The sequence below is a fragment of the Synechococcus sp. R5-13 genome, from assembly GCF_047462015.1.
Taxonomy (GTDB): Bacteria; Cyanobacteriota; Cyanobacteriia; order Thermostichales; family Thermostichaceae; genus Thermostichus.
In genome coordinates this window covers 22,255-34,074 of the sequence record NZ_JANSIL010000007.1, presented here as the reverse complement: position 1 = coordinate 34,074, position 11,820 = coordinate 22,255, and the positions used below count along the sequence as shown (strand labels likewise).

The window sequence follows — 11,820 nt, the reverse complement described above, 5'->3', positions numbered from 1 at the left end:
CTTCCGCATTCCTCCCGACACTGACCCTACGGGTACAGTGCGGGGCTCCTGCGATTTCTAGCTGAAGATGGTATCCATACAGACGGTAAAAATACGGGATCCTTTGAAGTTTCGGGAGGAGTGAAGCAGATGTGGTCTAGGGTTACTTCGCGTCGTGTTGCCCAATCAATTGCGGTGCTAGTTTTTGGTTTGGTGCTTTTGGTTTCTCTGCAAGGGTTCGGCTCCAGAAGAACTCTTTTGCCAAAACTTACACCTGTGCCAGCACCGACCCCGACTTCAACACCCACAGCCACGCCAACACCGACGCCCACGCCGAGAGGCTGTGATCCCAACGCCAACCTGATCCCAGTTGGCACTGTCCAGGGCACTGGCTTCACTTCCCCCCTGGTGAACCAAACAGTCACGGTTTCTGGAATCGTAGTAGGAGACTTTGAAAATGAGGGGGTGGCTGGCCAAACCTATCTCCAGGGCTACTACCTACAAGATGATGGTGACGGGAATCCCGCCACATCAGATGGCATCTTCGTTTTCAGTGGCACAGCTAATAACGTCAGGCTTGGGGATAGGGTTCAGGTGACCGGAACGGTTGCTGAGTTCCGCCAGCAAACCCAGCTCTCCAACGTCACCAGCTTTACTGTCTGTAGTTCTGACAATCCGTTGCCGGCCCCAGTGCAGATCTCTCTACCGCTGACTGCGGAGCAAAGGGAAGCTCTGGAAGGAATGCTGGTCACATTTGGAAATCAGCCCCTGTTTGTAACCGACTCCTTCTTGCTGGGACGCCACGGGGAGCTGAGTGTGGCCACAGAGCGGTTGTTCACTCCTACGCAAATTGCGGCTCCCAGCCAGGCAGCTGCCATTCAAGCGGAAAACGACCGAAAGCGGATTCGCATTGATGACCGGCTGCTCACCCAAAACCCAGATCCGGTTATCTACCCCACTCCGGGTGGCCTGAGCGCGGCTAACACTGTGCGCGGCGGCGATCTCGTCAGCAACATCACCGGGATCATGACCCAGTTGCGAGGCCGGAATGTCAGTGGCGATGTGGATGCGACCATCGACTACCGTATCCACCCCAATGATCCCAACAACTTGCCCAGGTTTACAGCCACCAACCCTCGCCCGCAAAACCCACCCTCAGTAGGGGGCTCCCTGAGGGTAGCTAGCTTTAACCTGTTCAACTACTTCAACACCTTCGGCAACGCCTGCTTCCCCAATAACTCCTCCTGTCGGGGAGCCAGCAACGCCACCGAGTTCACCCGCCAGCGGGATAAGCTCATCGAGGCTATTCGCCGCATGGATGCCGATATCGTAGGCCTCAACGAGTTAGAAAACGATGGATACGGTTCGAATAGTTCCATTCAGGATTTGGTGAACGGGCTCAACCAGGTCATGGGGGCAGGAACCTACGCCTTTGTGAATGTTGGAGTGCCCAACCTGGGCGGCGATGCCATCACCAACGGCTTTATCTACAAGCCAGCTACGGTTGAAATTGCCCCCGGCACTAACCCGGCCTTCCTGGACACAGGGGAATTCACCCAAGGCCCCGGACGCTTCCATCGTCCTCCTCTGGCTGTAACCTTCCGGCAGCGGAGCAACAACGCCACCTTCACTGTTGTGGTCAACCACTTCAAGTCCAAGGTTTCTCCCTGCGATCCTATTGACAACGATCCCTTCCAAGGCAATTGCAACGGCAACCGCACCCGGGCCGCTCAGCAACTCTTGAGCTGGCTCGCCACCAATCCAACTGGCTCCACCGATCCGGATGTGTTGATTATGGGGGATCTCAACTCCTACGCTATGGAGGATCCGATCAAAACTCTGGAGGCGGGCGGGTTCATCAACCTCAATGGCTCCAACAGCTACTCCTTTAGCTTCCAAGGACAGTGGGGATCCCTGGATCATGCCCTGGCCAACAGCAGTCTGAGACCCCAAGTTACAGGCTCAGCTAAGTGGCACATCAACGCTGATGAGCCCGTGAGCTTGGACTACACCCTGAGCTTCAAGAGTCCCTCTCAGCAGAGCCTATTCTACGCCAGCGATCCCTTCCGCTCTTCCGACCACGATCCGGTGCTCGTTGGCTTGAACCTGACTCCGGCCCCAACACCGACGCCGACGCCCACACCGACACCAACTCCTCCTTCCGTTAACCTGCCTTTGACTGAAGGCTTTGATAACTGCAACCCTGCTCCAGCCGGCTGGCAGATTGTGGATGTGGACGGCGACACCAGTCGTTCCTGGCGTTGTGTCAACTCCCTTGCCGAGGCCAACGCTTTCAACGGTCAGCAACCGGGTAATGACTGGCTGATCACTCCTCCTCTGAACCTGGCTTCCGTCAGCAACCCAGTTCTGACCTTCCGCAATCAGAGTTCTTTTAGCGATAACGGCCTTCCTCCTTCGCAACAACTAAGCGTTCTTTACTCCACCAACTACAGCGGTGCAGGCACTCCAGCGGCAGTGAATGCAGCCACTTGGACTGCTCTGACGATTCCCACTCTCTCTACGGGCAGCTTCGTCGACTCCGGCCCGATTTCTCTGGCTGGGATCCAGCCTTCCAACCGTGTTTACATTGCCTTCCGCTATCGCTCTTCTGGTACAGCTTCCGGCTCGGCCACTCGCTGGCAGGTGGATAGTGTCAACATCTCCGGGAACTAGGTGTGGGATCCTAGTGCCAACCTGAGTCTGATTGGCAGTGGCTGGGAAAGTGGATCTGCTTCCTCAGCCGTAACGCTCTCCTATGTGGTCTTGGCCGGGATCCACCGTTGCTCAGCGGGTTTCGAGCAGAGGGATTGACTTTTGGAGCACGGACTAAAGGGAGAGGAGCCGGGGGTGGTTGCCTTTGGCGGCACGGAGCGCTTAAGACACTTCGGGAGAAAAATGGTTGAGGATCCGGGGGGATTGCAATGTCCTCGTCTCAATCGAAATGACCTCATTATGGGATCCCCACCTGGGCGCAGATGTGCCCCTGTCGGTCGAACAACGTCACCGCCAACAGCAGGGATCGACCGGCATACTTTTGCACATAGCCTGCGGCTCGCTCCAGGATTTGGCGAGCCAACTCCTGCATCACGGGTGCTGCCCAGCCAAGGCCATCCAGATGGTGCACCGCTGCCTCTACTGTCCGCAACTCCAGCACTTGCCGTGCCTGTTCTGCCGTTCCCCCACGCCGGATCAGGGCTGCCGCCAGAATTTCCAAGCGGGCATCGGCCACGTGGCTGGAAGTGGTGAAGATCCCCCCTGCCAGCTTGATCAGCTTGCCGTGGTAGCCGATCAAATGAATGGACTCCGCCCCCCGCAGCGCCGCTTCCACCAGCAACGGCCCTATCCAATTGGCTACTCGCAGGATCTGGTCTTCCGGGATCCCTTGCCCCAGCGCCACCTGCTGCCCATGGCTGCCCACGCAAAAGATCAAATGCTTGTGCCGCTCCAACTTTTGTTGCAGCTCTTGGCGGGCTTGCTCTAAGCTCTCAACACTTGAGGAAGGCTCCACCTCCGCCCGCGTTCCCAACAGGGCCAGCCCTTCCAGCACCCCAAAAGCGGCATTGGAGGTGCGCTCCGCCAGGAGCTTTCCTTCCGGCAAAATGATGCGCACCCGCAGGCGGCAGCCCTCTGGGATCCCGGGCAAAAGATTGATCTCAAACAAACGGCGGGCATAGGCATAAATGGCCGGGCTGCCATCGGTGCGTCGCCCCAGCCCTTCCCCGGCTTCCAAGATCAAGGGGGGATCCTCGGGATCCCTCTCCTCCAACCTCACCCAAGCCCAGACCGGTGTGTCGCGGGTGAGATCCAGGTGGGGGCCGGGATCCGAGCGGGTAATGGCCAGAGCTGTTGTCTTCTCCAAGGCAGCTACCTGCTCCACTGGGATCCGGATCCGAGCCTCAAGGGACCGGGGCTCAGCCTGCACCGCAATCGCCAAGCGCCCCCCTTCCTTCTCCAAAGGGATCCCCAGAAGGTGGTGAAGAGCAGCTCTGGCCGAGGCAACGGCGAAAACGGGCAAGGTGTAGCCCCGCGGTCGGGATCCCTGAACAGCATCCTGCATCTGCACAGATTTTTGCTTGGGAAATAGGTAACCGGAAAACCAAAATCTCCGGAAAATGCACACCTCAATTGTGGCTTGTGAGAGAACCCAGGAGTTTCGGGGAACACCTCCCGGAAGCAATCGTTAAATGATCTGGGGGAAGAAGAGGGGATCCGAAATTTGCCTTTTTCAATGAAGGTAGTCGAAAACTGGGGCAGCTATGAGCGAAGCAGTGCAGCACTACCTTGAGCGTCTGGAGTCGCAAATACAGGAGCTAAAAGCTGCCATCGAGCGGATGCCCGAGCAGGTGGTGGCCGTTCTCCTGGCTACCCAGGAAGCCAAAAAAAACACCCCCGCCCCCTCCCGTTACAGCGTTCTAATCTCAGACTTGGTGGAAGATGGCAGCTACAACTTCCTGCTGGATGATGAACCCACCGTGGTGAGCAACCGCAGCATGGGGCATGAGCTGGCCCCCGAAGCCCAAATACAGCGCCTGAGTGCCCAGTTAACCGCTGCCTACAACCGTATTGCCGCTCTGGAAGAGCAGCTCTTGGCCCAGCGCTTGCAACACTAAACCAAACCGACAGTCGTCCGGACCGGTCTGGAAAGGCTTCAACGGGGAACAGCAGAGGGCTTGCCTTTGCGTTGCACATCCTGCATCTGGAAGCCGTGTTTGCGCAGCTCTTGATCCAGCACCAGCTCGTTTTCCACGTGATCCACAAACAACACGCCGTTGAGGTGGTCGATTTCGTGCTGGATCACCCGCGCCAGCAAATCGTCCGCTCGAAGGGTGCGGGGCCGCCCCGTTTCATCCTTAAACGAAACCACAATCCCTTCTGGGCGCACGACCTCGCAAAACACCCCCGGAATGCTCAGGCAACCCTCCTGCCCGGCAACGGCCTCGCCAATGTACTCCCGGATCTCCGGGTTGATCAGCACCAGGGGTGGCACCTCCGGCTTATCGGGATAAAGATCCACCACAATCATGCGCTTGGGAATGCCAACTTGCGGAGCCGCCAGACCAATCCCATCGAAGCTGTACATGGTCTGTAGCATGTCCCGGGCAAGCTGGCGGATCTCCTCATTGACCTGGCTAACGCGCTTGGCCGGCTGCCGCAGCACCTTGTCCCCCATGCGATAAATGCGCAGGGGCGGATGCTTCAGCTTCACTTTGGGAACGGCAACAGAAAGGGTAGCCACCATCCGGCAGATCTCTTCAGAATAAACAGCAGGTATCGGGTCTGGATCCCCATTCTACATTCAGTCCTGGTTGTGCTGAAACCATTGTTGCCTAGCTCTCCTCTCCCTTTGGAGAGGGGGTAGAGGCTTGTTTGGGATGATCATGGCTCAGGGTTGCCGTCGCCAGCCTCTGGAAGTCGTTGGGCCTGTTGGTCAATTCCCTGCTTAAAGCCCAAGGCCACCAAAATATTGGAGAGGGTGAGAAAAGCCTCTGCCCCTCCATGCAAGGGATCCACATTGGCCAGGGAAGTGCCGTAGTGCATCTGAGCGTACAGCCCTGCCGGGATGCTGACGGCCACAAAGAGCAACAACAGCCAAAATCCAACCAAGGCCGAACGTGGGATCCGGCGCAGCCGCGACAGGAAGAATAAAAAGACCAGGTAGGGGAACAGAGAGAGGGCAAATAAACTGCTCATCGCCTAGTCGGGATCCCCCTTCTGTGCAGGCTCATCCACCCTTTCAGCCCGCCAAATGCGGTAAGCAGCCCAAGCCAAGGTGCAGTTGCCCAGCAAGGTGAAGCTGGCCTGTGCAGTCACCACCCAGTCCAACTTGGGGTCGTTGTCAAACCAGTGCCAGGTGATTGCGCACATTGCCCCCGACAAAGCGGGCAGCATCGCCCAGCTCAAACTTCGCCATTCGGGCTGGCCCACCCGCTCCCCAAATTGCCACACGAGCACAATAGCAGCGATCCACTCCAAGACGCTGGCAATGTGAATCCACCAGGTGGGAAGCGAAAGGGCGTGCATCAGGCGCTGAGGGAATGACGCAGCAGTTGGCGGTAAGTGGCCTCCTGCAACAGCATTTGCTTGTGCAGTTTGACCAAAATGTCTTTGGCCTGCTCGGGGCTCATGCGAGAAACCAAGGTCTCGAAAGCCCGCTGGCGAAATTGCTGCTCCAAAGAGAGCCCTAGCGTTTCATCCATCATTATCACCTCAGGGTGCTCAGGTAGAGAGGTCTGCAAAGAGTTCCAACAGCGCAGATCTGGCCAGGTAGTGCAAGCAGGATAATACATATCTTAACAAATCGCAACAACGTGACAAGATGCCGGATCTCGACGTGCCGGAAGGGAGCTTGGCCGAGGCGAGGGCAGAGAACCTCAACCCAGTGGCAGAAAAAGTACAGGCCCGTCAAGTTTGACGAAAGCGCATTTTGGATGGGGAAGGGGGAAGATTTTCCGGCAGGGATCCCTTTACATCCCGTCATGTTCGGCGATTCGGCAGGGCTCCATGATAGAAGTGAAGTACTCTGGAGCTTTGTTGCCACCCTTGCTGATTGGTGACTTACTTTGCTTGAATTGCCATGACCATTTTTGTGGGGAACCTAAACTATAAAGCCTCAACAGAAGAACTGAAAGCTTTCTTCCAGCAGAGGTGGAACGTTAAGTCGGTTACAATCCCGATAGACCGAGAGACAGGTCAGACACGAGGCTTCGCGTTTGTGGATCTGGCAACTGAAGCTGAGGAGGACGAAGCCATCGAGAGCGCGAACGGGCAGGAATTCATGGGCCGGCCTCTGCGTTTGGATCGAGCCAGGCCCCGCCGCCAAGCCTAAGCAAAGATTGTTCAACCCTGGGTTTGCCATTCTGGACAACCAAAGGACTCCGTCCCGCTAACGCGAACGGCAAGGTTTATCCCAACAGATGGGAGAGCTGCAAAGTCTCCAAGAGCGCCCAAGATGGTAAGGTTGCTACATCTTTCCGACATTCATCTGGGCAGTGGTCTTGCCTACGGCCACATTAACCCGGCCACCGGCCTGAATACCCGTTTGGAAGATTTTGTAGCTTCTTTGCGCTTGTGCATTGACCATGCTCTCAACCAAGCGGTGGATCTGGTGTTGTTTGGGGGCGATGCTTTCCCCGATGCGACACCCCCCCCTCTCCATCAAGAGCTTTTTGCCCAACAGTTTCGCCGCCTGGCCGATGCAGGGATCCCAACCGTCCTGTTGGTGGGCAACCACGATCAGTACGGGCAGGGACAGGGAGGCAACAGCCTGGCTATCTACCGCGCTTTGGGGGTCTCAGGCTTTATTGTGGGAGACAAGCTGCAAACTCATTGGATCGAAACCCGTGGTGGCCCGGTGCAGGTGACCACTTTACCTTGGCTGAGTCGCTCTGCTCTACTCGCCCAACAGGAAAGCTTGGCGCTTGAAGGGGAAATCCTCGCGCATCAGCTCCTGCAGCGCCTCCGCCTAGCCCTAGAAGGGGAGATCCGCACCCTGCAGCCAGGGATCCCGGCGATTTTGTTGGCTCACGTCATGGTGGAGACAGCCCGCTACGGAGCAGAACGCCATCTTTCGGTGGGCAGAGGATTTACGGTGCCCCTTTCGCTGCTGGCTCGGCCTGCCTATCAATATGTTGCCTTGGGGCATGTACACCGTCACCAGGTGCTGTGTCGGGATCCCTTGATGCTCTATCCCGGCAGCATTGAGCGGGTGGATTTTGGCGAAGAAAAAGAGGAAAAAGGCTGTGTGCTGGTGGAAGTCACCCATACGGGGGCCAGCTACGAATTTTTGCCCCTGCCAACCCGTACCTTTCACACCATTCGCCTGGATCTGAGCGCAGATCCACCCCAGCAGGCGCAGTCCAAGCTGCTGGCCGCCATCGCCAAGGCCCCCGTGGCCGGCTCCATCCTGCGGTTGATCTACCGCATACGGCCCGACCAGCTAGAGTGCATTGATGAGCGGGCTCTGCACAACGCTCTTGCCCCTGCTTTTAGCTACACCATCGCCCCAGAAGTGGTCAGCCCCAGCCGCATCCGTCTGCCGGGATGGGATCCCAGCCGACTTGAGCCCCTGACGGCTCTGGAGCAGTATCTGGCCGACCGCAGCGATCTGGCCCCCTTGCACAACGATTTGCTGGCCGCGGCCCGTCAGTTGTTGGAGGAATATGTGGATCCTTTACAAGACTGGGCCCCCAACTGGGAGGAGCTGGGATCTTCAAGCCTTGCCCCAGTGGAAGAGGAGCAGTTGCCTTTGTTTTGATTGGTTTTGAGATGCTCCCTTTGTCGCCTCAGGGTTCATAGGGGTGGGGATGGGGGATCCCTGTACGAAGAAATCAGGACAGGAGTGCTTGCCAAAGCTGCGGGCTCCTCAAGTTTCAAGTGATCTGAATCACTTCGAAATGGCAAAAAGCAACACAAACTGGGAATCGGGTTGAAGACGTTGGCAACGACGGCATCAGCTCACTCACAGGGAACTGACTCAGACTGGTAGACCTCACACTGCCAGTCTTTTTTTGTTTGAGGTTTAGGTATTGTGAAGCTGCAGCAAGCAGGGGATCCCTTTCTAGCATTCATGAAATTCCCATCTTCTTTTCTATAGAGTCAGTCTATTAAATCTATAGAGTCTATATATTAAAAGACAAATAACGATCTGTTCTCGGCAAAGGCTACCAATTTGTCAAGTGGGCGTCAAGTGTGCCAAGTGTACAGAAGGTTGGTTCTCAGGGAATTTATTTTCTCACAACAATAGGTATGCTGTAGAAACAGCATACTATGGAGAAGTAGGTTCTATGAACAGCATACTTTGGTTTCTCCTAATCGGAGCCCTAGCAGGTTGGCTGGCAGGAAATATCCGACGCGGCTATGGCTTTGGCTTGATAGGCAACATAATTGTTGGTGTTTGCGGGGCATTTTTTGGAGGATTCCTCTTCGATTTACTTGGATTTACTTGGCCTGTCGGCTACGGGCCTGTTGGGAAGCTTGTTGATGGCCACGATTGGGGCTTTGGTTTTGTTGGCGTTAATTGGCTTCGTTCGTCGGGCTTGATCTTTAAGATGGCCCGCAAGGGCTTGTGTTTCCGTTGGGATCTTGATCGAACATTTAATCGAACATTTACCGGAGAATTTTTATGAGCATTCGTGTTCTTTCGGCAGCGATGATTGGCTTAGCCATCCCCAGCTTGGGTCTGTTGACAATGCCATCTGCTTCTGCCCAGCACTTGTTTGATTTGGGAGTGCGCCAACTGCAGCCGGGCACCATCATTCCCGTCCAAAGCTTCAAGGGAGAAGAGCCCCAGTACTTCAGTCCCAACAGCACCCACCCACTTACCCTGCGGGTAGCCCAGGACATCTACAACGGCAGCGGCCAATTGGCGATTCCAGCAGGCAGCGAGGTGCGAGGCAGCTTGCGACCGACTCAGGGAGGGGCCAGGTTCTTCGGCACAGCTTTGATTGCCAATGGGCGACTTTACTCGGTGCAGATGTCTTCTGATTTGATCCACTGATTTGATCCACACTGAGAAAGACCCGCGCCACTATTCTGCCGAAGCGATTGCTCAAGATGCAGCCATTGGTGCTGTGGGGGGTACGGTGCTGGGCTTGCTCACAGGAGGCGTTTCTGCCTTAGGGGTCATTGGCGGAGCTGGAGCCGGAGTGGCGGTGGGCAATATCACAGCACCTCAAGTCGTGGTGTTGCGCCCTAACCAAACGATTAACTTGACCCTGAACAGTCCAGTGCGCCTGTAACCGGCCAAGTTTGATCCCAAACTTCCAGATGCAGAGAGATAAGGATCCCGGCCTAAACCGGGATCCCTTTCTGGTTTCAAGGGTTTCGTAGAAAAAACCCAGCTTCAGTGCAAGTAGGTGTAGGCCCGCAAGTTGTCTTCAAAGTGCCGTTGCAAGGCGCGGGCCTGGGATAGGCTGATCTGCCCCCGTTGTAGGGCGGCTTCGGTGGCGTGGTGGAGGGTCTCCACCAGATCTTCGCTGTTGTACTGCACCCAGCTCAGCACTTCGCCAATGGTGTCCCCCTTGATGACTTGGGAAACGTGGTAGCCGCCGGGGCGGGAGCGAATATGCACCGCGTTGGTATCGCCAAACAGGTTGTGCAGATCTCCGAGAATCTCCTGGTAAGCGCCCCCCAGAAACACCCCCAGCAGGTAGGGATGTCCGTTGGGGTCGTGCAGCGGCAAGACCGAGGTGATCTGCCCATCTTCGCCGAAGAAGCGGTTGATCTTGCCGTCGCTGTCGCAGGTGAGATCCGCCAGGGTAGCCCATTGGCGTGGCTCCTCATCCAGACGGTGGATGGGCATGATGGGGAATACCTGGTCGATGGCCCAGCTATCCGGCAGGGATTGGAATAGAGAGAAATTGCCGTAGTAGATGCTGGCCAACATTTCGTCCAGATCCAAGAGATCCACCGCCACCGGATGCCCCGCTTGGTGCTGCTCGTAGGCCAAGGTGCAAATCTTGTCGGAGCAGTTCCAGAACAGCCGCTCCACTTCAGCTCGCTCCTGCAAGCTGAGGGATCCCTCAGTGAACTGGCGCAGGGCGGCCTCCTTCAGCTCCTGACAACGGCGATAGTTGACCACCAGAGTATCGGGCTGGATTTGGTAGTAGAGCTGGTTTAGCTTCTGGATCACCTCTGCATCGGAAGTAAGCTGGGTGGGCATGGGGTAGGGGCTGGCGGCGTTGACATCTTGCACGTCAAACACCAGCACCGACTGGTGGGACATCAGGGCGCGTCCGCTTTCGGTCACCAGTACCGGCGGCTGGATCCCGTGGGGTTCTAGGGCGGTCAGCACGGTCTGCACCACGGTGGCGGCGTAGTCCTCCATGCTGTAGCTCTGGGAAAAAGGATTGGGGGACTGGGATCCGTCGTAATCGACCCCCAAGCCGCCGCCGATATCCAGGTAGCCCATGGGGGCCCCCAGCTTGACCAGCTCGATGTAGATTTGGCTGGCCTCCCGCACGGCCCGTCCATGCACGCTCACCATCGAGATCTGGGAGCCGATGTGGTAGTGCAGCAGGCGCAGACAATGCAGCTTGCCCGCTTCCCGCAGCCGTTCCACCACTTGCAAAATCTCGGTGGCCGTGAGGCCGAACTTAGCCCGATCCCCAGCCGAGGTGCCCCAGCGTCCACTGCCCTGGGCGGAGAGCTTGGCCCGTACCCCCAAGATGGGGTCAATGCCCAGTTGGTCGGCAGCCTGCAGCGCCAGCTCCAGCTCTTGCAGCCGCTCCAAAACGATGATGGGTGTGCGCCCCAGCCGCTGGGCCAAGAGAGCCGTCTCCATAAAATCCCGGTCTTTGTAGCCGTTGCAGATCAGCAAAGCCCCGGGAGTATCCAGCAAAGCTAGGGCAATCAACAGCTCCGGCTTGGATCCCGCCTCCAGGCCAAAGTGGTAGGCGCGACCGTGCTTCACCACTTCCTCCACCAGGTGGCGCTGCTGGTTCACCTTAACGGGGTAAACCCCCCGATAGACGTTGGGGTAGCCAAAGCGCTGGATGGCCTGCTGAAAGCTCTCGCAAATCCGCCGCATGCGGTCGGCCACGATCTCGGGAAAGCGAATCAAGAGGGGCAACTGCAGGCCCCGCGCCACCAGATCCATCACCAAGTGGTACAGGTCAATGCCCGGTTCCTGCTGCTGTAAGCCCTGTGGGGTCACCTCCACATGACCGGCGGCGTTGATACGGAAGTAGGGATCCCCCCAACCTGAGATGCGATAGAGCTTTTCGCTGTCTCGCAGTGTCCAGGGAGAACGAGTCAAAGTCGGCATAGTAGTCCCCCAGATACCGAGATGTGAACAGCGCAGGATTTCTGCACAGAATCCACAATATATTGCCTTATTCCAGA

At 57.0% G+C, this 11,820-nt stretch carries 13 protein-coding genes; 7 read left to right on the top strand and 6 right to left on the bottom strand.

Annotated features, from left to right (window positions below):
* Positions 1–129: 129 nt before the first annotated feature.
* On the top strand, positions 130–2,652 hold the full coding sequence (locus NW840_RS00505) for an ExeM/NucH family extracellular endonuclease (protein WP_414341686.1): 2,523 nt from the start codon (positions 130–132) through the stop codon (positions 2,650–2,652).
* A 277-nt stretch (positions 2,653–2,929) separates the two neighbouring features.
* Here the strand turns inward: NW840_RS00505 and cbiD are convergent, their stop codons facing one another.
* Positions 2,930–4,036: a cobalt-precorrin-5B (C(1))-methyltransferase CbiD gene (cbiD, locus tag NW840_RS00500; protein ID WP_414341685.1), complete on the bottom strand. Its 1,107-nt coding sequence runs from the start codon at positions 4,034–4,036 to the stop codon at positions 2,930–2,932.
* 199 nt (positions 4,037–4,235) lie between these two features.
* Between cbiD and NW840_RS00495 the strand changes: the two genes are divergently transcribed.
* Positions 4,236–4,589 (top strand): hypothetical protein, encoded by a 354-nt coding sequence (locus NW840_RS00495; RefSeq protein ID WP_414341684.1) that lies wholly within the window; start codon positions 4,236–4,238, stop codon positions 4,587–4,589.
* A 38-nt stretch (positions 4,590–4,627) separates the two neighbouring features.
* Here NW840_RS00495 and def read toward each other — a convergent pair whose 3' ends face one another.
* From def to NW840_RS00475, 4 genes are all read right to left on the bottom strand, one after another.
* A complete protein-coding gene (gene def, locus NW840_RS00490; protein ID WP_414341682.1) occupies positions 4,628–5,218 on the bottom strand; it encodes a peptide deformylase in 591 nt (196 codons plus the stop codon).
* Positions 5,219–5,355: 137 nt separating this feature from the next.
* On the bottom strand, positions 5,356–5,670 hold the full coding sequence (locus tag NW840_RS00485) for a DUF3593 domain-containing protein (protein ID WP_414341680.1): 315 nt from the start codon (positions 5,668–5,670) through the stop codon (positions 5,356–5,358).
* 3 nt (positions 5,671–5,673) lie between these two features.
* Positions 5,674–6,000, bottom strand: coding sequence for a DUF2499 domain-containing protein (locus NW840_RS00480; protein WP_414341678.1), 327 nt, complete (start codon positions 5,998–6,000; stop codon positions 5,674–5,676).
* Entirely contained in the window at positions 6,000–6,179 is a 180-nt protein-coding gene (locus tag NW840_RS00475) for an NblA/ycf18 family protein (RefSeq protein ID WP_414341677.1), read from the bottom strand. Before NW840_RS00475 ends, NW840_RS00480 begins: the two co-directional genes overlap by 1 nt.
* 374 nt (positions 6,180–6,553) lie before the next feature.
* On the opposite strand from NW840_RS00475, the gene NW840_RS00470 reads away from it, so the two are divergent.
* From NW840_RS00470 to NW840_RS00450, 5 genes are all read left to right on the top strand, one after another.
* On the top strand, positions 6,554–6,805 hold the full coding sequence (locus tag NW840_RS00470; protein WP_011434316.1) for an RNA recognition motif domain-containing protein: 252 nt from the start codon (positions 6,554–6,556) through the stop codon (positions 6,803–6,805).
* Between the two features lie 123 nt (positions 6,806–6,928).
* Positions 6,929–8,233 (top strand): metallophosphoesterase family protein, encoded by a 1,305-nt coding sequence (locus NW840_RS00465; protein WP_414341675.1) that lies wholly within the window; start codon positions 6,929–6,931, stop codon positions 8,231–8,233.
* Positions 8,234–8,958: 725 nt separating this feature from the next.
* Positions 8,959–9,018, top strand: coding sequence for a hypothetical protein (locus NW840_RS00460; RefSeq protein ID WP_414341688.1), 60 nt, complete (start codon positions 8,959–8,961; stop codon positions 9,016–9,018).
* Positions 9,019–9,100: 82 nt separating this feature from the next.
* Positions 9,101–9,475 carry a hypothetical protein gene (locus tag NW840_RS00455; RefSeq protein ID WP_414341673.1) on the top strand — a complete coding sequence of 125 codons (375 nt, stop codon included), beginning with the start codon at positions 9,101–9,103 and terminating at the stop codon, positions 9,473–9,475.
* Between the two features lies 1 nt (position 9,476).
* The gene (locus tag NW840_RS00450; protein WP_011434319.1) at positions 9,477–9,716 is read left to right on the top strand and encodes a hypothetical protein; all 240 of its coding nucleotides are present in this window, start codon (positions 9,477–9,479) and stop codon (positions 9,714–9,716) included.
* A gap of 104 nt (positions 9,717–9,820) precedes the next feature.
* Here NW840_RS00450 and speA read toward each other — a convergent pair whose 3' ends face one another.
* Positions 9,821–11,743 (bottom strand): biosynthetic arginine decarboxylase, encoded by a 1,923-nt coding sequence (gene speA / locus NW840_RS00445; RefSeq protein WP_414341671.1) that lies wholly within the window; start codon positions 11,741–11,743, stop codon positions 9,821–9,823.
* Positions 11,744–11,820 lie beyond the last annotated feature (77 nt).

Excerpts from the sequence above, each read along its gene's own strand:
- NW840_RS00485 (WP_414341680.1), bottom strand. The coding sequence starts at position 5,670 with ATGAGCAGTTTATTTGCCCTCTCTCTGTTCCCCTACCTGGTCTTTTTA.
- NW840_RS00505 (WP_414341686.1), top strand. The coding sequence starts at position 130 with ATGTGGTCTAGGGTTACTTCGCGTCGTGTTGCCCAATCAATTGCGGTG.
- NW840_RS00480 (WP_414341678.1), bottom strand. The coding sequence starts at position 6,000 with ATGCACGCCCTTTCGCTTCCCACCTGGTGGATTCACATTGCCAGCGTC.
- speA (WP_414341671.1), bottom strand. The coding sequence starts at position 11,743 with ATGCCGACTTTGACTCGTTCTCCCTGGACACTGCGAGACAGCGAAAAG.
- NW840_RS00475 (WP_414341677.1), bottom strand. The coding sequence starts at position 6,179 with ATGATGGATGAAACGCTAGGGCTCTCTTTGGAGCAGCAATTTCGCCAG.
- NW840_RS00495 (WP_414341684.1), top strand. The coding sequence starts at position 4,236 with ATGAGCGAAGCAGTGCAGCACTACCTTGAGCGTCTGGAGTCGCAAATA.
- def (WP_414341682.1), bottom strand. The coding sequence starts at position 5,218 with ATGGTGGCTACCCTTTCTGTTGCCGTTCCCAAAGTGAAGCTGAAGCAT.
- NW840_RS00465 (WP_414341675.1), top strand. The coding sequence starts at position 6,929 with ATGGTAAGGTTGCTACATCTTTCCGACATTCATCTGGGCAGTGGTCTT.
- NW840_RS00470 (WP_011434316.1), top strand. The coding sequence starts at position 6,554 with ATGACCATTTTTGTGGGGAACCTAAACTATAAAGCCTCAACAGAAGAA.
- NW840_RS00455 (WP_414341673.1), top strand. The coding sequence starts at position 9,101 with ATGAGCATTCGTGTTCTTTCGGCAGCGATGATTGGCTTAGCCATCCCC.
- cbiD (WP_414341685.1), bottom strand. The coding sequence starts at position 4,036 with ATGCAGGATGCTGTTCAGGGATCCCGACCGCGGGGCTACACCTTGCCC.